This window comes from Paenibacillus solanacearum, assembly GCF_910593845.1.
Taxonomy (GTDB): domain Bacteria; phylum Bacillota; class Bacilli; order Paenibacillales; family NBRC-103111; genus Paenibacillus_G; species Paenibacillus_G solanacearum.
This window is the reverse complement of record NZ_CAJVAS010000004.1, coordinates 326,836-348,281: the sequence shown is the minus strand read 5'-3', so window position 1 is coordinate 348,281 and position 21,446 is coordinate 326,836. Positions and strand designations below refer to the sequence as shown.

Below are 21,446 nucleotides of genomic sequence, written 5' to 3'. Positions count from 1 at the left end.
GGCATCCTATTGCCATTTTTCAAATTGACACTATTCAAGAAGATATCTCTTTGTAGCTCTTCGTGGTATCGCTCCGCAGTCTGGTTTGGTGCTAAGAGATACATTTACGTAAAAAAAAGACAGCTTCGCACCTCGGTGCATAAGCTGTCTTTTTTCAATTTTCCGTGCGGATAAATTGGGTTGCTTTACGCTCGCTCAATGGTATTTCGGCGTATCGTCCGGATCGTTCTTGCTGCCGGGAATGACGCGGAATGTTGCATTGCGGCGTTTGCCTTTGCCGGATCGCGGCGCCGCCATCCGGTTATACCGCCAACGGTTCGGCGGGTATTTGTACAGCCAGAAGATGATGCCGAACACCAGAATCGGTATGATGTACGCGCCGGGATTCGAGAAAATGCTGGACAGAAGCCCGATGGCAATCAATCCGAAAATGATGTAGGCGATAGTGCGGTCACGGTTTCTCATGAAAAATTCCCCCTTGGATGAGAAAGAATTTCTTTACACGTTCGAAGCTTGCCGGTCGAGCTCTCGCATCCGGTTGAACGAAGCGATCGAGACTTCCACTTGCGAATCGTCAGGCTCTTTGGTCGTCAGCAGCTGCAGCCACAGTCCCGGATAGCCCAAATATTTGAGCACAGGCACTTCGCGAAGGTTGTTCGTGAAGCGAAGCACTTCATACGATACCCCGATGACGACCGGGAGCAGAATCAGACGCTGCACGATCCGTTCCACGAATGAATCGTACTGGAAGAACGAGTAGATGACAACACCAACAAGCACCGTAAAGACGATGAAGCTGCTGCCGCATCGATAATGAAGCGTATTGAACTTTTGCACGTTCGCCACCGTCAGCTCCAGCCCCGCTTCGTACGCGCTGATAACTTTATGCTCCGCTCCGTGATATTGGAACAGCCGCTTGATCATCGGCGTCAGCGAGATGAAGTAAATGTAGGCGACGAGCAAAATGATCTTGATCAATCCCTCAAGCAGGTTATGACCGATTTGATTCGTAAACAGTCCGCCGAAGAGAAGCTGCTCGATCGTCGGCGGGACGAGCGTGAAGATGAATTTGCCGAAGATAAAAGATAACACCCCGACGACAGCGACGCCAAGAATCATCGTCAGCCGCCCGGTCAGCGATTCTTTCTCCTCCTGCTTCGCTTCGCCATCCTCACCGGCGAATACTTCGGCGGAGAAGTTCAGATGCTGCGCCCCTTTGGCGCTGGACTCGATGATGCCGACGATGCCTCGGATGAACGGAATTTTTTTGAGCGTTTGCACCCATGGGATTTCTTTCTTGGGCACTTCAAGAAATTGAATTTCGTTATCTTTTCGGCGGACCGCCGTAACATGAACCTTCTGCCCTGCGAACATGACGCCTTCGATAACCGCCTGGCCACCATAGATCGCGCATTGCTGATTGTCGGACAAATGTATGCACCTTCTTCTGGTATGAATATGAGTAGATCGATAAGCGGGCTTGCTCTTATTGTAACGAATCCGCAAGCATAATGCCACCGTTTATAGCGCAAAGTTTTGTGCATACTATTATTGCCGCTTCATTGCCGCCGGCTATCGAATTGCCGCGCCGCCGGCTGCGGATTGCAGCGCGCCCGGCTATGCCGTGAAAGGCAGGCTCGGCATGACAGAGGAGGACTGCGAAGTGAATATGCTCCGAAACGGAATGGAAGAGAAGCCGCGCACGAACAAATGGAAATTCGCGGTTTACATCGGTTTTTTCGCCGGGATCATTTGGGGTGGAGTGACCATGATCGGCAATTATTTTCACCTTACGCTGCTCCCGCCCGGTTTTTTGATCGAACCGTTTTTTTTGCACAACTACTTAATGACGGCACACGGATACATAATGGGCTGGCTTGCTTACATCGTCGCTTCCATCGTGGCCGCACTGCTCTATACGGCGTTTTTTGCCAAAGCGAAGGGACCTTGGTACGGCATCGGTTACGGGCTGTTCTGGTGGTGCGTCATCTTTTTGCTGATCGGCCCCGTTTCCGGCATGACGAGCTGGATCGGCGCGATGGACTGGAATTCGCTGATCACCGAGCTGTGTCTGTTTGTCGTATGGGGCATGTTTATCGGCTATTCCATCTCTTTTGAATTTACGGACGAGCGCATCCGGGATCCTCGTGAAAGCAAGGCCAAGTGAAGTCGGGTCGCAGCGCTCCCCTTGCAAAAAAAAGTTCTCAAACTGGGGAAACTTATGGTAAAATGTTTGAGCATGTGCTGTTTTTGTCGCAAGGTAGGAGGTTTCACGATTGAAGCAAATACTGCTATTGAACGGTCCGAATTTGAATATGCTCGGCATTCGGGAGCCGGGGATTTACGGTTCGATGTCGCTCCAAACGATTATCGAAGGACTTGAAAAGAAGGCAAGCGGCCTCGGCGTCGCGCTGGAGACCTTTCAGTCTAATCACGAAGGCGGTTTGATCGACAAGATTCATGCTGCGTTCGGCGTGAAGGACGGCATCTTATTCAACCCGGGCGCTTTTACGCATTACAGCTACGCGCTGCGCGATGCGATCAGCACCGTCGGTATTCCAACGGTTGAAGTGCATATTTCGAATATTCATAAAAGAGAGTCGTTTCGCCATACATCGGTCATCGCTCCGGTCGCCATTGGACAAATCGCCGGGTTCGGAGCAGACAGCTATGAGCTTGGCTTACGCGCGTTGGTTCAACATCTTGAACGGGTGGAGGGATAACGATGCAGCAGCAAAGAATTCGTAGGCTTCGCGAGACACTGCAGGAGAAGGGCCTTGAAGCGGTGCTGATCACCAATGCGACGAACCGCTTGTATATGACCGGCTTTACCGGATCGGCCGGATACGTGCTGATTACGGGAGACCGCGCGGTGCTGCTTACCGATTTTCGCTATATGACGCAGGCGCCGCAGCAAGCGGCCGGCTATGAAGTGATCGAGCATGCCCCGAGCCCGATGGACACCGTCAAGGCGCTGCTCACCAAGGCGGGGGTTGCAAGACTCGGCTTTGAGCAGAACGATCTGACGTACGGCGCTTACCGCGATTACGCGGAGAAGCTTGCCGGAATCGAGCTGGTCCCAACCGACGGGCTGGTCGAAACGCTGCGCATGATCAAGGATGAGAGCGAGCTTGCCGTCATGCAAGAAGCCGCCGATCTCGCCGATCGGACGTACACGTATGTGCTCGGCGTGATCCAATCGGGCATGAAGGAACTCGACGTTGCGCTGGAGCTGGAGACGTTCATGCGCAAGAACGGAGCGACATCGACTTCGTTCGAAACGATTGTCGCCTCCGGTGAACGCTCGGCGCTGCCTCATGGCAAAGCAAGCGACCGTGTCATCGGCACGAATGAATTCGTCAAGCTCGATTACGGGGCGTATTATAAAGGATACTGCTCGGATATTACGCGGACGGTCGTGCTCGGCAAGCCGACGGATAAGCATCGCGAAATATATGATATTGTACTGGAAGCGCAGCTTGCCGCGCTCGAGCAGATCCGCCCGGGAATGACGGGTAAAGAAGCGGATGCTGTCGCCCGCGACATCATTACGCGCTACGGGTATGGCGATCATTTCGGACATGGTCTAGGACACGGTCTCGGGATGGAAGTGCATGAAGCGCCGCGGCTGTCAAGGCTCGGAGATATTGTGCTGAAGCCTGGTATGACCGTTACAGTCGAGCCCGGCATTTACTTGCCCGGATTCGGCGGCGTTCGGATCGAGGACGACATCGTCATTACGGAAACAGGCAATCGAAGGTTAACGCAATCGAGTAAAGACTTGATTGTGCTTCCATAAATGAATATACTTTTGTGGCGGTAATACTGTTATGAATTAAGACGAATTTCATCGCTTCATCTCAGAATGCCGGCTGCTCACATTTTCAGGGAGGTTTTTTGTAGTGATTTCAGTAAACGAATTTAAAACAGGCCTAACAATCGAAGTAGAAGGCGACCTGTTCACCGTCATCGACTTCCAGCACGTCAAGCCGGGCAAAGGCGCTGCGTTCGTCCGCTCCAAATTGAAAAACATCCGCAACGGCAATACCGTTGAGCGTACATTTCGCGCAGGCGAGAACGTAAACCGCGCTCACATCGAAAACCGCGAAATGCAATATTTGTATGCAAGCGGTCAAGAGCATTCGTTCATGGATACGGAAACATACGATCAGTTCAGCTTGACGAACAAGCAAATCGAATGGGAGCTCAACTTCCTCAAGGAAAACATGATGATTCATATCATGAGCTACCAAGGCGAAATTTTGGGGATCAACCTGCCGAACAGCGTTGATCTGAAAGTCGTTGAGACCGAGCCGGGCATCAAAGGCAACACGGCTACCGGCGCTACGAAGAGCGCCAAGGTTGAGACCGGCCTGAACGTACAGGTACCTCTGTTCATTAACGAAGGGGACGTCCTTCTGATCGATACCCGCGAAGGCAAATACATTTCCCGCGCATAATTCGATACGACGCCGCAAGCCTTATCCCGTAATGGGGATGAGGCTTTTTTGCGCTTCTGAGACACTGTATTTCAGCTATAGCCAAATGCACCGGAAATATAATATGATACTGAAATATAGAAGGAAGGAGTTTCCAGATGGAGAACATAGCCACAGTAAAAGTAACAGCCTACATTACGCGAGAACAGAACGGAAGCAAGCAACTGGTCGTTTTTGAAGAATCCGGCTTTGAGCATCTTGGATTTCAAGTGCCTGGAGGACGGTAGAAAGTGGAGAAAGCTTGGAAGAAGCTTTCATTCGCGAGCTTAAGGAAGAGGCGGGCATTCGGCCTTCGAACATTCGACTGCTGGGCGAATACGGATATAGGTCGGAAGCGAGCGGTGTGGAGACGAAGCGCTATTATTTTGAGGCCGATGCCGAATGCGCGGAGCGATTTACGCATATTGTGCAAAGCAATGACGAAGATAACGGCTGGATTTACCATTACCGTTGGACCGATGTAGAGCCGTCCTTGACGCTGTATGGTTATTTGGGCATGATGCCCCATACGATTCGGTGAACACTTAAGGATGCCATTTAGGGACCAAGGGGAAGACGACGATGCCATTTACCATACGACAGGCGTCTGGAGGTCAGGCTCTCCGTGCCGGAAAATATTACGTTTTATGAACGGCTTCAATACGCGACGATCGACCATTTGTATTATCCGGAAGGGACCGACAGCTGGTATGTGATGAGCAAAGCAATGCGGACATAGAACGGCTGCGACAGAATGGAGGAGAGGCCATGCAATCCGTAAAAGTCGTGTTATTCGACTTGGACGATACATTGATTCATTTTGACGATTATTGGGAGGACAGCTTGCAGGAGGCGCTGCGAAGTCATCCGGCGACGCAAGCGCATGATCCCGTACAATTGCTCGGCCTACTGAACGAAATGAATACCGTGTTCGAAGAGCAGTACCATAGGCAGCAAATCACCTTGCGCCAGTTCCGCAATTACCGGCTGATGCATGCAATGTCCCGCATGGGGCAGGACATCGGGGAAGAAATGGCGGAACAGTTCAATGCGCTGCATATGGACATCAGCAAAAGCTATATGAAAGCGAGTCCCGAACTGGTTGCTCTGCTTACGGAGCTGAAGGATAGCTGCAGGCTGGGAATCGTGACGAACGGCACAAGCAAGTGGCAGCGTGATAAGCTTGAAGCGCTCGAAATTGATGCGCTATTCGAGCCGGAAGCCGTGTTGATCTCTGAGGAGGTCGGATTTGAGAAGCCGTCTCCGGAAATTTACGAACAGGCATTGCACATCTTTCATGTACAGCCGCAGGAAGTTATATTTGTCGGCGATTCCTGGAACAACGATGTGGTCGGCCCGATGCAAGCGGGAATGCGCTCAATTTGGTTTAACAAGAAGGGATTACCCGCGCCAGAAGGGATCGCCCCTTACGGCATCATCGCCAATATTGCCGAGCTCCGGCCCCTACTGCGGCGAGATGCGGGTTCTGAGCGTAGCGCGGGATGAGCAGCGGCGCGATCATGCATTCGGGGTATGTCTTAGTTGAAGGCGGACGGCTATATTACGAAAAGGCTGGTACCGGCGATACTGTGCTTGTCTTCATTCATGGAATGGGGATGGACCTTCGTATGTGGGAAGAACAGTTCGGACTGTTTTCACTGCGATATACGGTTATTCGTTACGATGTTCGGGGGTATGGGAAATCCGATATGCCTGGAAGCGAGCCGTACTTGCATCAGGGTGATTTGAAGCTTTTATTGGATCAGTTGGAGGTGAAGCAGGCGCATTTCATCGGCAGTTCCATGGGCGGCGCGATCGCGCTTGACTTTGCATTGGACTACCCGGGATATGTGTCATCGCTGATCCTGTCCAATTCAGCATTACATGGTTACAAGCCGAGTTATGTTGACCTCGAATTGAATGCGATATACAAACGGATTGAAACGGATGTCACCGAAAGACGGCTTGATTCTGCCCGCGCATGGTGGCTGACACTCCCCCATTTTACGCAAGCTTTGAGACAAGAGCGATACACGGATGCTATTCAACAAATGGCGCAGACGTACACCTTCTGGCATTTTGCACATCGGAATCCTGTAATAAGCCCTCAAGTAAAAGCGGTAGACCGGCTCGGCGAGTTGAAGAAACGTTGCCTGGTTTTGACGGGGGAGCTCGATTTGCCGGATTTCATACAGATCGGGCAGCGATTATCGCTTGAAATTGCACATAGTGTCACGTATGAACTTGCGAACGTCGGGCATCTGGCCAATATGGAACGACCTGACGAGTTCAATCGGGCTGTTTCCTGTTTTTTGGAAGGAAATGGTTGTAATCCGCAATAAGGAGGGATCTCATGAATGTGATTATGCTGGGACTGCCAGGAGCGGGAAAAGGGACGCAGGCCAAAATCATCGTGGAGCATCTGCGCATTCCGCACATATCTACAGGCGATTTGTTCCGCAAAGCGGCACAGGATCACACACCGCTCGGATTAACAGCGAAGGTGTACATGGATAAAGGGGAACTTGTTCCCGATGAGATTACGATCGGGCTCGCCACGGACAGACTGGCAGAGCAGGACTGCGCAGCCGGGTTTCTGCTCGACGGCTTCCCGCGAAGCCTGAATCAGGCGCAGGCGCTGAGGAGCGAGCTTGCTGCAAGCGGCAGAACGATTGATCATGTAGTTTATGTGCAGGTGGATGAAAGGTTATTGTTCGAGCGGTTAACGGGTAGGCGGGTGTGCTGCGATTGCGGTGCTGCATATCATATCGCGTACCGGCCGACGGCAGCCGAAGGCCGTTGTGACGTTTGCGGCGGGGACGTCGTTCAACGAGACGACGATCGGCCGGAGACGGTAGCGGAGCGACTGCGCATCAACGGGGAGCTGACGGAACAGCTCGCGAAATATTACGCGGAAGCAGACGTTCTGCGCGTCGTCGACGGTTCAGGAGACATCGCGGACGTTACGGAACATGTGCTGAACCTGTTCACAGCCTCGTAAGGAGCGTGGAAATATGAAACTGTATCATTTCAGCGAGCAGCCTGATATTCGCACGTTTGTGCCGAGACAGCTGGATTACCGTCGTACCGAACCTGCCATGGTGTGGACGATCGACGAGTTTCACGCGCCGCATTATTATTTCCCTCGCGATTGCCCCAGGGTGTGCATCTGGCCTGTAGAAGACACGAATGAAGCAGACATTCAGCGGTTTTTCGGGCAGTCCGAGACGAGGCGGATGATCGCGATCGAGTCCCGCTGGTTCGAGCGGGTGAACCGCGCTTCCATATACCGCTACGAATTTGCGCCGGATCCGTTCTCGCTTTACACAGCGAATGCCGGGTACTACACGTCCACGTCTACGGTGCAGCCGGTCTCGGTGGAGCGGATGGACGATTTACTGCACCGGCTGACGTGCCTTGGTATCGAAATTCGCGTCACGCCTTCCTTATTTCCGTTAAGGGATGCGATCCTGTCGTCCACGGTCCAGTTCTCCATGATCCGCATGAAGAATGCGCAATAAGAGCCGCTGTACTATGACTATGGGACCTCGGCGGAAGTCATGAAGATGAAGTAGATTCAAGTACTTGCAAGGGGGAGAAGCATGAACCGTTTTTTGATCGGGCAGCACGGACGTTTCGACGAGTCGAAGTATGTACGGGATTTCAAGCCGGGTTTTTACGGTATCGAAGCGTGTTTGCTCGAGAATGATCAGCATGTTGCTAGGCTGATAGAAGAATCTGCTGCCCAACAGTTTCGGGTGGGCATTCATTACCCGCTCCGGGCCGGACGATCGAAGCTGCGGGACGCGTTGTTCATGGCTTCGGCCGACTCGGTTCGAAGACAGGCGTACGACCATATCGCCGGCGAGCTTGATGAAATGGCACGGCTGAACCCAAGCTATATATTGTTTCATTATCCAAAGCCGGTTATATTGGACGACCGCGTCGATTGGACCCATTGGCGTTTTGCAGACCCTAGCGAATTCGTTTACGAGAGCAGCTATCCGTTGGAAGAATGGGAGGAGAAGAGCGAAGCGCTGTTCGAGTGGCTGACAGCTCGAGGCCGGGAGTACGGATTCACGCCGGTTCTTGAATTCGATGCGCTCAATCATTATGTATATGCAACCGATCTTCTCGAACGATTGCTTAAGAAATATCCCGGCATTCGGCTTTGTCTGGATACCGGAAGATTATTTTTGCAGCACAAGCTCGATCCTTTCTTTGATGCGGCTGAAGTGATCCGCCGTTATGCGGTGTATGCCGATCTTATCCATCTCTCCAATACGAGGTTCACCGATCGGGTGGAGACGCACCATTACCCCGTACTGCCCGAGCTTGACCCGGGCGACGGCTGGGCGCCGATTGCGCAATATTTGGGCATCGTCCGAGAGCGCAATCCGCATGTGAACATCTTGTTCGAGCACCGCTCGGATGCGATTACGAGCGAACAGTTGGAGCGCTGCTACACCTGGGTTGATGAATTATTGAATGCTAAGAGCGGCGCGCAAAAATAATTATCGCCGGGTTGCTCTAAAGTTCGTGGACATGCGCATACACTCCTTAATAAGGAGGGGAAGTCCATGACGCGGTTGGATATGGATGTCTCGGAGGATATTCAGGCAATTTTGAAAGAATTAATTGATAGGAAGCAAAAGCTCGACCGCTACAAGCGGTTGAAAGTTGGATTTGCCTGGGCCGCGGCCTGTTTGTTCTTGTTCTTCTCCTATTCTTTCTACAACGAGGTTTTGGTTCCTTCGCAAAATAATATGATTACCGTTCTGGCTTCCTTCGGAAATAATAAACTGCTATTTTTCATGCTGCTCGGATTAATCTCATCCTATTATATGATGAACTATTTCACGACCCAGTACGACAAGCAAAAAGCGAAATACGATCTGCTGCGGGCGGAGATGATCGATTATTTTATGTTTCCGCGGTCTTCCTCGAAGTATGCGGCGATGCGCGAAGCGATCTCCCGGCAGTTGAAAGAGAAGCATGATATTAATATTTCGTTCAAAAACTAGATTGAAAGACGGCGCGTGCCGTTGATAGAATCGGCCTCGGACCGGTCTTGCCGAGGCGAGTTTGGGCGATTTGCAGGCAGGACCTGACGGATGATAAAGGCGCACGGTTTCCGACAATGGAAAAGGCTGCGCCTTTTGTCATGCCGCAGCGCATGCTGACAGCCTTCTCGTAAAATAATAGTAGGACGCGCCGCATGCGCATAAAATGATAAAACATCACTTGCCGAGGTGAGGCTATGGAAATCATTTTTGTGCGGCATGGAGAAGCGATGCATCAGTTGGACGGCGGGAACGGTCTTTGTGCTCACGACCCGCCGCTTACGGACAAAGGCAGGCGTGCGGCGATCCGTTTGAGCCGGCTGGAGCCGCTCGGCGAGTCGGACGCGCTCGTGGCCGGACCGGTTCTGTATTTGCTGCAAACGGCGGACTTGTGGGCGAGGGGAACGGGATGCTCCCGGTTTGTGCATCCGCTGGCCGGGCCAAGGCAGCACCCGTTCCGCTATGATTTTCGAACGCCGCCGTGCCAGCGGCCGATGGAGCTGGAGCGGATTGCCGGCCGCTTCCCCGAGTTTTTGCTGCCGGCTCATCTGCCGGAGCATTTGTGGCTGCAGGGCATTCATACGCTCCCTGGGATTTTGTTCGCCCAGCAGGCCGAACGGTTTTTGACTTGGTGCCGCGGGCTTGAGAAATCACGCGTCTTTATCGTTACCGCGGAGAGTACGCTGCAGGCGTATCGGGCGCATGTTTCGGCCAGCTCGTCCGGAGGCAGAGCCGGTGCAGGCAGGGGCAATCGGTTAAGCCGATGGACCGTTCCGCTGCCCGTATAATTTTTTCGACATTTTTCTATTTCAGAGTACTAGGGGATATGCTATAATTAACAATTGTTATGCAAAAGTATCGGTTAGGAGTGAACAGCTTTGTCTCTTATTGTTATGAAATTCGGCGGAAGCTCTGTCGGTGACGCGGAGCGGATGAAGCGTGTGGCAAACCGCATCGTGGAGAGAAAGCGTGAAGGACATCAATGCGTAGTCGTTGTATCCGCCATGGGGGACACGACGGACGATCTGATTGACTTGACGAAACAAATTTGTACGGTGACGCCTCCTGCCCGCGAGATGGATATGCTGCTGTCAACGGGAGAGCAAGTATCGGTGGCGCTCTTGTCCATGGCCATACATAGTCTTGGATACGAAGCGGTATCGTTTACAGGATGGCAGGCTGGTTTATATACGGAAGCGGTGCACGGGAAGGCGCGGATTACGGACATGAAGCCGGATCGTGTGAAGAAGGCGCTGGCGGACAATAAAATCGTAATCGTGGCAGGCTTTCAGGGGATGACGGAGGAAGGCGAAATTACGACGCTCGGCCGGGGCGGCTCGGACACGACGGCTGTTGCGCTTGCCGCAGGCATTCAGGCGGATGTGTGCGAAATCTTCACGGACGTCGACGGCGTGTACTCGACCGACCCGCGCATTGTGAATTGCGCGCGCAAGCTTAGCGAAATTTCGTACGACGAAATGCTGGAGCTCGCCAATCTGGGGGCGGCCGTGCTCCATCCGAGAGCTGTGGAATATGCCAAAAACTATAACGTAACGCTGGTCGTCAGATCCAGCTTCAATCATAACGAAGGTACGAATGTGAAGGAGGAAGCAGCGATGGAACAAGGCATCGTGGTACGCGGTATCGCTTACGATAAAAATGTGGCTCGAATCAGTATTTTGGGTGTGGAAGAGAAGCCGGGTCAGCTGGCTAAAGTATTTACCGCGCTCGCCAAAGAACAAATCGACGTGGACATTATCGTGCAAAGCGGCGTATTGAACGGCCTTGCGGACTTCTCCTTTACGGTTGCGCTGTCCGATGCGGACAAAGCGCAGAGCGTCATCGAAGGTATTCGCGGCGAGGTCGGCTTCCGCGAAGTAACCTCCGAGAGCAATCTGGTGAAAGTGTCCATCGTTGGCGCAGGCATGGTCAGCACACCGGGCGTCGCCGCCAAAATGTTCGAGGTCATCTCCGATCTGGGCATCAGCATCCTGATGGTCAGCACGTCCGAGATCAAGACGTCGTGCGTCATCGAAAACGGCCGCTTGAACGAAGTGATTCTAGCGCTGCATAGCGCTTATGGCCTCGACACCGACTCGACCGTATTCGTCGGAGGCCCGTCCGAAAGAAGATAACGCCCAAGCGTTCGGCTAGCGGAGCTTATCGAACACGAATGTGAACAACTTAAGCAAGAAAGCGGTAATGCCTGCGGCCATCAACGGCCCGACAGGAATGCCCTTTAAGAAAATAATGCCGAAGATCGAACCGATAACAAGACCCACAATCATTTGTGGGTCTATTTTTAGCAGCTCCAGCCCCTTGCCGTTCATATACGTTGCAATGGCTCCGCCCACCAGGGCGAGAATGCCCGGCCAGGTCGTGAACATGGACGTGACATCCTTGAGGGAAATGCGTTCGCTGGCAAACGGCACGAGCACTCCCATCGTCAAAAACAACAAGCCAAGCTCCAGCCCTCTGCGCTCAATCGTCGGCAAATACCGGTCGAGGCTGAGCAGCTTCACGACAAGAAGGACGCAGGCTGCCGTCGTAATGATGTGGGAACGGCCCAGCAGCCCGATGACGATCAATGCGACCAATAATACATCTCCGCTCATCCATGTAAGCCCCTTGTCCTTGTAGATTCTCTTTATTTGTATGAACAAGGGCTTGTTTTAGAACTTTTTTAAGAGGGTTTGTCTTGTTACAAGCAGGCTGCGGAAGCGGCGATTTTCCCGTCTTGAACGGCGGGAGCAAACGGCAGGACGTTGACCCGGGCGCAGTGCAGGACGTCGTCCCGGAATCCGAGCCGGGTCAGCCGTTTCCCGTTCACACAGGACAGCAGTGTTTCGGGCAAACGGTCCGACACGTCCCGGTATGCATAAAGCATGGACAAGCCGAGGTCGTTTAAGGTGACTTGCTTGCTGGAAGGCATATGATCGATCAGTTCCTGTGCAATGAGCCCGGCGCATAACCCGTCTTCGAGCGCGAAGGCGTCATTCGTGCCGGAGCACAGAATGACGGCTTCCCCGCAGGTGGAGACGACCCGTTCGGCGCAAGCTCTCGCATTCAGTAAAGACCCGATCAAAATGCGGCTTGCTTTCCCGGCTTTTTGAATGGCCCGGGTGCCGTTGGTCGTCGTGATGACAAGCGATTTACCGTTCACTTCGGATTCCGTGTATTCCAGCGGCGAATTGCCGAAGTCGAAGCCCGGAATTTTTTTGCAATTTCGTTCTCCACCCAGCAGGACGCCGTTTTCCTGCAGCTGTTTGGCTTGAATCACCGTCTCGACCGGCGTAATATCGCGGCAGCCGTTCGCGAGCGCCGTCAGCATTGTGGAGGTAGCGCGCAGGACGTCGATCACGATGACCGTTTTGTGCTGCAGATCTTCGGTTCTCGCTTCATTAACACTGGATATGACCTGGACGTTCACGTCAAGGTTGCCCCCTTTCCTCTTTCTTTACCCCAATCTCTGTTGTTGCCGCTAACGAACTAGATTTCCCACGTCAGCGAATCGACCGATTCCGGTTTGCGTTCTTTGCCAAGCATCAGCGTATCCGATCGGAGGCCGCGGCGCAGCGCTTCGAGCGAAATAACGTCCCCCGGCAAGATGTTGCCCAGATGAATGTCGGTGCCGAGCAGGTGAAGCAGATGCACCTGCTGCTCTTTATGCGGCGCTTCCCATAGCAGCACGCCTGCGCTGGGCACTTCGCGCAGCACTTTCTCAATTTCGGCGTCCTTGCAAGCGCCGGAATCGTCGAAGATGCCGACGCCCTTACCGGATTCGCGGCCCTCGATCGTCACCAGCTCCGCGCCGAGACTTGTGTCCACATTGACCGTTTCAATCAATTCGCCCAGCTCGATGGTCGAGCCCCAGCACTTTTTGCCGTACTCCGTAATCACCGTAAGTCCGGCATCCAGGCCGCGCACAATGAGCTCGCTGCGGAGCTTGCGGGAAACTTCAATCGTGCCGTCGGACACTTCCAGCCCGTTAAATCCAACCTCGCGCACCATATCGAAAAAATTGTTGACCGCTCCTTGGCGAATCGCCACTTCCAAAAAGGTGCCTCCAGGATAAACGGTAATATGCTTGGCTTTGGCCAGCTCTATTTTTTTCTCCAATAACGACGTTGAGTACAGCGGTGAAGTGCCGAACCCGATCTTCAGCATATCGATGTATGCGCCTGCCGTTTCCAGCAAATCTTCCAATGCATGAAGCCCAAGCCCTTTGTCAATGACCATCGTCTTTCCCGAAGTTCGCGGTTTGGCCGTTCGGCAGCCTGTAGGATCGTTGAGCTGCGGACTCCACTGCAGTGGTGGTCTTCCCTCCATCATTTATCGCCTCGCTGTTACCAATGTTGGATTTCTGTGTCATCATATGCACTTTAGTTTAGGGGTGTGCCCAACAAATTCCATCGGACCGCCGGAAGGGAACGAAGGATGCGCCCTACGTTATTCCTGCTGCAGTCATGGCGAGTTCCTCATGATCATCGCTTGAATTGCCGGAATTGTGCTCTAAATGGAGACGAGCCCGCATAGGATGAAATAAATCCAAGCGATGAGGGGAAGTGTGCCAGTTGCTAAACAAAATCGTATTAAGCATGGCTTCGCTAAGGCTGATGTCCGGCACCATCGAAATTATTGCGGCGCTCATCATGCTGCGGCTGAATCAAATCGACAAAGCGCTCATTGTCAATTCGGGGCTGGCACTGGTCGGACCGTTCGTCCTGCTGGCCACGACGACGATCGGGCTTGTCGGATTGGCGGATAAGCTGTCGTTCGGAAAATTGCTGTGGGTGCTCATCGGGGTCAGCTGCATATTTATCGGAATCTTAAAAAAGTAATCTGGCATAATTCGCTAGGCGAGGCATACATATCATTATATAGCTTGCTTACATGCCATACCCGCCAAAAAGATGGACAGCTTGGGGAGGAATAGCCGTTGATCTCATCGATATTGCCCTATTTTTCCGGGACCATGCGAAACATCCTATCAACTCTACCAAAGCGGATTCAGGAACAGCTGCAAGAGATTCGCATTCGGGAAGATCGGCCGCTTGAAGTCATTGGGGGCGCGGGCAGCGGGTTTGTTACTTCCGCCGGAACCGTGTGCCGCCAGTGGGAACAAGCCTACCGGCCGACCCGTCAAGATTGCGCCAATCTGCTCGAACAGCTCACTCAGCATTCCATGTATACGTTCGAGGAAGAATTGAAGCGGGGATTTATTACCGTTGCCGGCGGTCATCGCGTCGGTTTGGCCGGCCGAACCGTCATTGAGCAAGGGAAAGTCAAATATGTGAAAGACGTCAGCGGGTTTAACTTCCGGATTGCCCGCGAATGGAAGCAAGCAGGCGCCGGCGTGCTGCCTCACTTGATAGATCCGGCAGGCGAGCAAGTTTTCCGCACGCTTGTCATTTCGCCGCCGCAGCTCGGCAAGACGACGCTGATCCGCGATTTAGCCCGGCTGCTCAGCAGCGAAGGCAGCCAGCGGGCACCGAATCATGCTGGTGCGGGTTCCAGCTTCAAGGTGGGGATCGTCGACGAACGTTCGGAGATTGCCGCCTGCGTGAAAGGCGTTCCACGGTTCGACGTCGGCCCGAGAACGGACGTGCTGGACGGCTGTCCGAAGGCGGAGGGCATGATGATGATGATCCGCTCGATGTCGCCGGATGTGCTGATCGCCGATGAAATCGGGCGGGCCGAGGACGCGGAAGCGATTCACGAAGCGCTGCATGCCGGCATCAGCGTCATCGCCACGGCGCACGGCCGGAGCGTGGCCGATGTGCAGCGGAGGCCGATCCTGCGCGACCTGCTGAGCGACGGTGTGTTCGAACGATTCGTCGTACTGGAGCGCCGGCGGGGTACGGCGAGCCCCGGCATCGCGGTATTCGATAGACAGGGCAGACGGCTCGACGGGCGTCTGGCGCTGAAAGGGGGGCTGACCTGATGAACGGCGCGGTTCGGAAGTACAAGCGCGGAAGGGGAAGTCCTCTATGCTGAAGCTGCTTGGCGCGATGCTCATTTTGCTGTCGGGCGCGCTGTTCGGCTTCTATCAGGCGGCGCTGCTGGCCCGTCGGCCGAAGCAGATCGATGAGCTGATCCGCTCGCTGCAGCGTCTCGAAACCGAGATCGTGTACGGCTTTACTCCCTTGCCGGAAGCGCTGGCGCACACCGGACGGAGCTGCTCCGCGCCGGTAAGCCGATTGCTTCTCGAAGCGGCGGAGGAATTGAAGCGCGCGGAAGGGCGCTCCGTGCAGACCATTTGGCATCAAGCGGTGTCCGAAGCATGGCGCAACACGGCGATGAAGGTGCAGGAGCGCGACATATGGCTGCAGATCGGCTCCACGCTCGGCCTGACGGACAAGGAAGATCAGGTCAAGCATCTGCGCCTCGCCGCCAGCCAGCTGCAGACGGAGTCGGATAACGCCAGGGAAGAGCAGCAGCGCTACGAGCGGATGTGGAAAAGTCTCGGTGTGCTGATGGGCGCACTGGTCGTCATATTAATGTACTAGCCTGCGGCAAACGAGAGCGGCAGGTCAAGCTGGAAAAGGGTTTGGGGTGAGGTGCCGCCAATGAATGTGGATGTAAACGCGATATTCCAGATTGCCGGCATCGGAATCATTATCGCGATGATTCATACCGTGCTCAAGCAGATGGGCAAAGAAGACATGGCGCATTGGGTAACGGTGATCGGATTTGTGGTCGTGCTGTTCATGGTCGTCAGCATGCTGGATAACCTGTTCAAAGAAATCAAGACCATCTTCTTGTTTCAGTAAAGGTGGGTGCTGACTGTGGAGATTATTCAAATTGTCGGCCTCGGCTTGATCACAACCGTTCTCGTGCTGATCATCAAAGAACAAAAGCCGATGTTCGCCTTTCTGCTGACCGCGTTTACCGGCATCGCCATCTTCTTGTTTCTGATCGGCAAAATCTCGACCATCATCGACGTGCTTGAAGAGCTCGCGAACAAAGCGAACATCAACATGATCTTTCTCAAGACGATCTTGAAAATTATCGGCATCGCCTACATCGCCGAGTTCGGCGCGCAAATCATACGCGACGCCGGACAGGAGTCGGTCGCTACCAAAATCGAGCTGGCCGGCAAAATTCTCATCATGGTCATGGCGATTCCGATCGTGTCCGTCATCATTGAAGCGGTAGTCAAGCTGCTTCCGGCTTGAATGCGGGCGAGGATGAAGACCGGCGGCGACAACGAATGAAGCCCAGATGCGGCAAAGAAGGTGAACGACATGAAGCTGAGCGAATGGCGGAAGGGCGGGACTTGCGGGTTATTGCTGTGGCTTGCCTTGCTGACGGCGCTGCTGCTGAACGCAGGGGAAGGCGTCGGCTGCTGGAGCGTATCGGGCTGCAATGCCGCTGTGCATGCGGCAACGCCGATCGATCAGCTAATCCAGGGGCAGGTGGAGCATTTGCCGACGGATCAGATCGAGCAGTTTTGGACCAAGCTGGTGAAGCAGTACGGCGGGTACTTCCCCGAAGGTCCGGCGCCGCGGTTCATCGACCTGATTACCGGCGAGAAGGAGTTCGGCCTACGCACGATCGCCAGCGGGCTGTTCCGGTATTTTTTTCACGAGCTGCTCTATAACGGCAAGCTGCTGGTGTCGATCGTCATTATCACCATTTTCAGCATGCTGCTGGAAACACTGCAAAGCTCGTTCGAGAAAAACGCCGTGAGCAAAATCGCCTACGCCATCTCGTTCATGGTGCTGATGATTATGGCAGTCAATTCGTTCAGTGTGGCGATCGGATACGCTAAATCCGCGATCAGCGACATGATTCACTTCATGGTCGCGGTCGTACCGCTGCTGCTGACGCTGCTGGCTTCGATGGGCAACGTCGTTTCGGTATCCGTCCTGCACCCGCTGATCATCTTCATGATTCACGCCGTAGGCACGGCGATCTACGTCATCGTCTTCCCGCTGCTGTTTTTCTCGGCGATTCTGCATATCGTCAGCCGCATTTCGGACAAATACAAGGTAACGCAGCTCGCGGATCTGCTCCGCAAAATCAGCCTGGGCTGCCTGGGCGTATTCGTTACCGTCTTTCTCGGGGTCATCTCGGTGCAGGGCACCTCCGGCGCCATCGCCGACGGGGTCGCGATCCGAACGGCCAAGTACGTTGCAGGCAACTTCGTGCCGATCGTCGGCCGCTTGTTCTCCGACGCTTCGGAGACAGTCATCGGGGCCTCGCTTCTCGTCAAAAATACGATTGGACTTGCCGGCGTCGTCGTGATCCTGATCATCTGCGCGTTTCCCGCCATGAAAATAATGGCGCTAGCCTTCATATATAACATCTCCGCCGCGATCATGCAGCCTTTGGGAGATAACCCGATGATCGGCTGTCTGGAAACGATCGGCAAAAGCTTGATCTACGTATTCGCATCGCTTGCCGTTATCGGATTCATGTTTTTTCTTGCCATCACCGTAATGATCGCCGCAGGCAACGTTTCCGTCATGATGCGCTAGCGGCAAGGAAGGAGGCTCTCGGATTTGGAATGGTTGAGCGGATGGCTGAAGACGGTCATCCTGGTCATTCTGCTGGCGACCTTCGTCGATTTGCTGCTTCCGAATCATACGATGCAGCGCTACGTGAAGACGGTTATGAGCTTGTTCCTGCTGCTGACGCTGCTGCAGCCGCTGCTCTCGCTGTTTGAGAAGCACACACAGATTGAGGAGGCGCTGAGCGGCTCGCTCTTCAAGGAAGGCAGCCGGCTGCTCGGCGCCGGGAGCGCCGCCACCTTGCAGCCGCTTCCGGAAATACAGCAGCGCGCGGAGCTGCTGCGAAACCGGCAGCAGCAGGAAGCCAGACGGATCGCGGAGACGCAAGCGGCCGACCTCATGAAGCGGAAAATTGAGCAAGCGGCCGGGGTGAAAGTGCAGCGGGTCCAGGTGGAGACGGCTGCCGACGACAACGGCCAGTGGATTATCAAGCACGTGTCCGTCTCCGTTGATCCGGCGGCCCGGGCAGCATCGGGTACGGATTCGAAGCGGACGAGGCCGGCGGCTGCGATGGAGCCGGTCAAGCCGGTCGAACCCGTCATCGCGCCGGACATACGGGTCGGACCTAACGCCGCCAAGGCGGTTCCGGTTGCCCGGCTGCAGGGCGGGGATGCGGAACAATGGCCGCCGGATTTGCTGCAAAAGAAAACGCAAATTCAGCTTATGCTGGAGCAGGACTGGCAGCTGTCGCCGGCCCAGATCGCGCTAACGATAGAACAAGGGGGGTGACCGCCGGATGGGCGACAAGTGGAATGGATTCGGCAATTGGCTCGGCGGCGGTCCGGGTGGAACGAAGCGGGTGCAAACGTTCCGGTGGCTGCTGATCGTGGGACTTGTAGGCGTCGCCTTCATGATCCTCAACTCTTTCATCACGGTGAGAGACGTAGATCCGGTCGGCGAAGCAAGCCGCGCGTCTCCTCCCGATCAGACGAAGCCAGCCTTCGGATCCGGGAGCAAGGAGCGCAGCTCGTTCCGTGAATACGAAGAAAGCTATCAATCGCAGCTAAAAGAAATATTGACGAAAATTGTCGGCGTTGGCGAAGTGGAAGTGCTCGTGAGCATCGAATCGACAGAAGAAGTGCTCGTTCAGCAAAACACGAAAGAAACGCAGCAAGTAACCAACGAGAAAGATCAGCAGGGAGCGACGCGGCATATTACCGATGTCACGCGGAGCGGAGAAGTGGTCATTTACGAAGTATCGGGGGGCAAGCAGCCGCTTGTCACCAAGTATATCAAACCGAAAATTCGCGGCGTCGTCGTCGTGGCCAAAGGCGCCGAGAATTTGACGGTGAAGAAAATGATCGCCGAAGCAGTGGAACGGGGACTCGACGTCCCGGCGCATCGCATCTCGATATTGCCGCGAAAGCAATGAAATCGCGAGTGGGACTCGACGAAACTTTAATCAACGAACCGCATGAAGTAAATGCGCGCGAAGCAAGTTTCTACGAAAACTCTGAGGAGGAATAACAATGAACTCGAAAAGACAAACGGTTTGGCTTGTGTCCATGCTTAGCTTGATGGTCGTATTATCGGCGTACTACTTGTTTACGGAGGACGCCAGCACGATTGAAGTCGGTCAGTCCGGTTCGCTTACGAAAGAAATCACGATTACCGGCGGTCAGCTTGACGGGAAGCAGCCTGCAGCGACGGGTACGAACACGAACGCAGCTCCTTCCGCAACGGATTCGAAGTCCGGTGCGGCTCCGGCTGACGCAAGCAAGCAAACGGCTCCCGTGGATGGAGCCAAGACATCCGAATCGAAAGAAAGCAGCATCAAAACCGATACGCCGTCCTCGGCGAAGCCGGATGCCAAGTCGGGCGCAGCTGCCACGGAGCCCGCATCCAAAGCTTCCAGCGGCCAAATCAGCAAAGAAGATGCGAAGGTGCTCCAGCAGATGCAGACGCAAGCCAAATCGGGCGCCGACTACTTCGTAAGCCTGCAGATGGCGCGCGACGAAGAGCTGGCGAAGCAGGTGGAGAAGCTGGTGGGCATCATCTCCGATCCGAAGCAAACGGCAGAGGCGGCAGCCAAAGCGCAAGAAGATATGCGTAAGATAGAAGACATGGAAGCGAAAGTGACGAACCTTGAGGAAGTGCTGATGAAAGACTTCAAGCAGGCGGTCATTACGCAGGACGCAAGCAAATGGAAAGTAACCGTCCAGGCGACGAAGCTGGAAAGAAGCCAGGCGCTGAGCATCGCGGACAAAGCTATGAAAGAGCTGGGCATCGCTGCGGATCACCTCTCGATCCAGTACATTCCTTAAGTTTAAGAGAGGGAGCCATCGGGGCCCGGGCTTTGCTCGGGTTCCGTTTTGTTTCAGGGTTCCTCGTTCAACGAGAAAATTTGACAATAACTCCCGCCGCCCGCCAAAACAGACAAATCACGACAAACGGTACGTTATCGATCATTTGAAGAAACACTTTTCTTACAACTAGATTATGTTATAATAACAACGTCGTTTGTTTTGTTACGGGCGTATAGCGCGCCGTTTATTGTCTGCATGATGCCTAAAGGAGTGAACCCTAGTGTTTAAACTAAGTGAAATTAAAGAGCTGATTAAGCTCGTAGATCAAACCTCTTTACAAGAACTCGAAATCGAGAGCGAAGGCTCCCGCCTTTTTATCCGTAAACCGAATAAAACCGAGCAAGTGGTCGTTGCTTCCGGGGCGGTCGCTACGGCGATTCCGCAAGTCGTTACGCATCAAGCGCCGGCTGTACAAGCCGTACAAGCCCCTCCGGCCGAGACGGTTGCGCCTGCGGCATCGAACTTACATACAATCGTCTCCCCAATGGTCGGCACATTCTACGAGTCGCCATCGCCGGGCGCAGCGTCGTTCGTATCCAAAGGCAGCGCCGTGAAGGAGAAGACCGTCGTCTGCATCATCGAAGCGATGAAGCTGATGAATGAAATCGAAGCGGAAGTCAAAGGCGAGATCGTTGAAGTTCTCGTAGAGAACGGCCAGCTGGTCGAGTACGGTCAGCCGTTATTTACGGTGAAGCCGGAGTAATTCGAGCTTGTTCGGGCTTGCGGCACAGCTGTGCAGTGCAAGTCTGGATAGTCCCGAACGCTAACGACAAGGGCCGAACGTCGCCTTTGAAGCCTGTTGGATCTGCGGTAGGACAGCGGATGCTTTCGAACAGGCTTGCCTGCCGGTAACACCGGATGATACTTTTATGCCGGCTTACTTACGGTAAGTCCAGCAACGCTTTCGACGACGGCTTACCTATGGTAAGCCCAGCGGACGCTTTCGATGTCGGCTTACCTATGGTAAGCCCAGCAATGCTTTCGACGACGGCTTACCTACGGTAAGCCCAGCAATGCTTTCGACGACGGCTTACCTACGGTAAGCCCAGCAATGCTTTCGACGACGGCTTACCTACGGTAAGC

The 21,446-nt window shown here is 54.1% G+C and carries 29 protein-coding genes; 24 read left to right on the top strand and 5 right to left on the bottom strand.

Going from position 1 to position 21,446, the window contains the following annotated elements:
- Positions 1–195: 195 nt before the first annotated feature.
- Both KXG62_RS07720 and KXG62_RS07715 read right to left on the bottom strand, forming a co-directional pair.
- A complete protein-coding gene (locus KXG62_RS07720; RefSeq protein ID WP_218091345.1) occupies positions 196–465 on the bottom strand; it encodes a hypothetical protein in 270 nt (89 codons plus the stop codon).
- 33 nt (positions 466–498) lie between these two features.
- Positions 499–1,431 carry a DUF1385 domain-containing protein gene (locus KXG62_RS07715; RefSeq protein ID WP_218091344.1) on the bottom strand — a complete coding sequence of 311 codons (933 nt, stop codon included), beginning with the start codon at positions 1,429–1,431 and terminating at the stop codon, positions 499–501.
- A 238-nt stretch (positions 1,432–1,669) separates the two neighbouring features.
- Here KXG62_RS07715 and KXG62_RS07710 point away from each other — a divergent pair, with 238 nt between their 5' ends.
- The 14 genes from KXG62_RS07710 to KXG62_RS07650 all read left to right on the top strand — a co-directional run bounded on the left by KXG62_RS07710 (position 1,670) and on the right by KXG62_RS07650 (position 11,676).
- The gene (locus KXG62_RS07710; RefSeq protein ID WP_246627340.1) at positions 1,670–2,167 is read left to right on the top strand and encodes a YqhR family membrane protein; all 498 of its coding nucleotides are present in this window, start codon (positions 1,670–1,672) and stop codon (positions 2,165–2,167) included.
- 109 nt (positions 2,168–2,276) lie between these two features.
- Positions 2,277–2,723: a type II 3-dehydroquinate dehydratase gene (gene aroQ, locus KXG62_RS07705; protein ID WP_218091343.1), complete on the top strand. Its 447-nt coding sequence runs from the start codon at positions 2,277–2,279 to the stop codon at positions 2,721–2,723.
- Positions 2,724–2,725: 2 nt separating this feature from the next.
- Positions 2,726–3,799, top strand: a complete 1,074-nt coding sequence (locus KXG62_RS07700; protein ID WP_218091342.1) for a M24 family metallopeptidase — start codon at positions 2,726–2,728, stop codon at positions 3,797–3,799.
- 103 nt (positions 3,800–3,902) lie between these two features.
- Positions 3,903–4,460: an elongation factor P gene (gene efp, locus KXG62_RS07695; protein WP_218091341.1), complete on the top strand. Its 558-nt coding sequence runs from the start codon at positions 3,903–3,905 to the stop codon at positions 4,458–4,460.
- 137 nt (positions 4,461–4,597) lie between these two features.
- A complete protein-coding gene (locus KXG62_RS34350; protein ID WP_281426672.1) occupies positions 4,598–4,726 on the top strand; it encodes an NUDIX hydrolase in 129 nt (42 codons plus the stop codon).
- Between the two features lie 14 nt (positions 4,727–4,740).
- Complete coding sequence (locus KXG62_RS07690) at positions 4,741–5,019, top strand: NUDIX domain-containing protein (RefSeq protein ID WP_218091340.1); 279 nt, start codon at positions 4,741–4,743, stop codon at positions 5,017–5,019.
- Between the two features lie 227 nt (positions 5,020–5,246).
- Positions 5,247–5,984, top strand: a complete 738-nt coding sequence (locus KXG62_RS07685) for an HAD family hydrolase (RefSeq protein ID WP_218091339.1) — start codon at positions 5,247–5,249, stop codon at positions 5,982–5,984.
- Complete coding sequence (locus KXG62_RS07680; RefSeq protein WP_218091338.1) at positions 5,981–6,820, top strand: alpha/beta fold hydrolase; 840 nt, start codon at positions 5,981–5,983, stop codon at positions 6,818–6,820. Before KXG62_RS07685 ends, KXG62_RS07680 begins: the two co-directional genes overlap by 4 nt.
- A gap of 11 nt (positions 6,821–6,831) precedes the next feature.
- The gene (locus tag KXG62_RS07675; protein WP_218091337.1) at positions 6,832–7,479 is read left to right on the top strand and encodes an adenylate kinase; all 648 of its coding nucleotides are present in this window, start codon (positions 6,832–6,834) and stop codon (positions 7,477–7,479) included.
- A 13-nt stretch (positions 7,480–7,492) separates the two neighbouring features.
- The gene (locus KXG62_RS07670; protein ID WP_218091336.1) at positions 7,493–7,999 is read left to right on the top strand and encodes a DUF6886 family protein; all 507 of its coding nucleotides are present in this window, start codon (positions 7,493–7,495) and stop codon (positions 7,997–7,999) included.
- Between the two features lie 81 nt (positions 8,000–8,080).
- Positions 8,081–8,992, top strand: coding sequence for a sugar phosphate isomerase/epimerase family protein (locus KXG62_RS07665; protein ID WP_218091335.1), 912 nt, complete (start codon positions 8,081–8,083; stop codon positions 8,990–8,992).
- 66 nt (positions 8,993–9,058) lie between these two features.
- Complete coding sequence (locus tag KXG62_RS07660) at positions 9,059–9,502, top strand: DUF2663 family protein (protein ID WP_218091334.1); 444 nt, start codon at positions 9,059–9,061, stop codon at positions 9,500–9,502.
- A 236-nt stretch (positions 9,503–9,738) separates the two neighbouring features.
- On the top strand, positions 9,739–10,329 hold the full coding sequence (locus tag KXG62_RS07655) for a histidine phosphatase family protein (RefSeq protein ID WP_218091333.1): 591 nt from the start codon (positions 9,739–9,741) through the stop codon (positions 10,327–10,329).
- Positions 10,330–10,419: 90 nt separating this feature from the next.
- Positions 10,420–11,676 carry an aspartate kinase gene (locus KXG62_RS07650; RefSeq protein ID WP_218091332.1) on the top strand — a complete coding sequence of 419 codons (1,257 nt, stop codon included), beginning with the start codon at positions 10,420–10,422 and terminating at the stop codon, positions 11,674–11,676.
- 15 nt (positions 11,677–11,691) lie between these two features.
- Here KXG62_RS07650 and KXG62_RS07645 read toward each other — a convergent pair whose 3' ends face one another.
- From KXG62_RS07645 to comA, 3 genes are all read right to left on the bottom strand, one after another.
- The gene (locus KXG62_RS07645; protein ID WP_218091331.1) at positions 11,692–12,156 is read right to left on the bottom strand and encodes a DUF441 domain-containing protein; all 465 of its coding nucleotides are present in this window, start codon (positions 12,154–12,156) and stop codon (positions 11,692–11,694) included.
- Between the two features lie 86 nt (positions 12,157–12,242).
- Entirely contained in the window at positions 12,243–12,971 is a 729-nt protein-coding gene (locus KXG62_RS07640) for a 2-phosphosulfolactate phosphatase (protein ID WP_218091330.1), read from the bottom strand.
- Positions 12,972–13,030: 59 nt separating this feature from the next.
- Positions 13,031–13,870, bottom strand: coding sequence for a phosphosulfolactate synthase (gene comA, locus KXG62_RS07635; RefSeq protein ID WP_218091370.1), 840 nt, complete (start codon positions 13,868–13,870; stop codon positions 13,031–13,033).
- A gap of 245 nt (positions 13,871–14,115) precedes the next feature.
- Between comA and KXG62_RS07630 the strand changes: the two genes are divergently transcribed.
- From KXG62_RS07630 to accB, 10 genes are all read left to right on the top strand, one after another.
- Entirely contained in the window at positions 14,116–14,382 is a 267-nt protein-coding gene (locus tag KXG62_RS07630) for a YqhV family protein (protein WP_218091329.1), read from the top strand.
- A 98-nt stretch (positions 14,383–14,480) separates the two neighbouring features.
- Positions 14,481–15,485, top strand: coding sequence for a stage III sporulation protein AA (gene spoIIIAA, locus KXG62_RS07625; RefSeq protein ID WP_218091328.1), 1,005 nt, complete (start codon positions 14,481–14,483; stop codon positions 15,483–15,485).
- Positions 15,486–15,531: 46 nt separating this feature from the next.
- Positions 15,532–16,050 carry a stage III sporulation protein SpoIIIAB gene (spoIIIAB, locus tag KXG62_RS07620; RefSeq protein ID WP_218091327.1) on the top strand — a complete coding sequence of 173 codons (519 nt, stop codon included), beginning with the start codon at positions 15,532–15,534 and terminating at the stop codon, positions 16,048–16,050.
- 60 nt (positions 16,051–16,110) lie between these two features.
- Positions 16,111–16,314 carry a stage III sporulation protein AC gene (gene spoIIIAC, locus KXG62_RS07615; protein WP_041047208.1) on the top strand — a complete coding sequence of 68 codons (204 nt, stop codon included), beginning with the start codon at positions 16,111–16,113 and terminating at the stop codon, positions 16,312–16,314.
- Between the two features lie 15 nt (positions 16,315–16,329).
- Positions 16,330–16,719, top strand: coding sequence for a stage III sporulation protein AD (gene spoIIIAD, locus KXG62_RS07610; RefSeq protein ID WP_218091326.1), 390 nt, complete (start codon positions 16,330–16,332; stop codon positions 16,717–16,719).
- Positions 16,720–16,788: 69 nt separating this feature from the next.
- Entirely contained in the window at positions 16,789–18,024 is a 1,236-nt protein-coding gene (gene spoIIIAE / locus KXG62_RS07605) for a stage III sporulation protein AE (RefSeq protein ID WP_218091325.1), read from the top strand.
- Positions 18,025–18,048: 24 nt separating this feature from the next.
- Positions 18,049–18,786, top strand: a complete 738-nt coding sequence (spoIIIAF, locus tag KXG62_RS07600; RefSeq protein ID WP_218091324.1) for a stage III sporulation protein AF — start codon at positions 18,049–18,051, stop codon at positions 18,784–18,786.
- A 7-nt stretch (positions 18,787–18,793) separates the two neighbouring features.
- Entirely contained in the window at positions 18,794–19,429 is a 636-nt protein-coding gene (gene spoIIIAG / locus KXG62_RS07595; RefSeq protein WP_218091323.1) for a stage III sporulation protein AG, read from the top strand.
- 97 nt (positions 19,430–19,526) lie between these two features.
- Complete coding sequence (locus KXG62_RS07590) at positions 19,527–20,321, top strand: SpoIIIAH-like family protein (RefSeq protein ID WP_218091322.1); 795 nt, start codon at positions 19,527–19,529, stop codon at positions 20,319–20,321.
- 262 nt (positions 20,322–20,583) lie between these two features.
- Positions 20,584–21,066, top strand: a complete 483-nt coding sequence (gene accB, locus KXG62_RS07585) for an acetyl-CoA carboxylase biotin carboxyl carrier protein (protein ID WP_218091321.1) — start codon at positions 20,584–20,586, stop codon at positions 21,064–21,066.
- Positions 21,067–21,446: the final 380 nt, after the last annotated feature.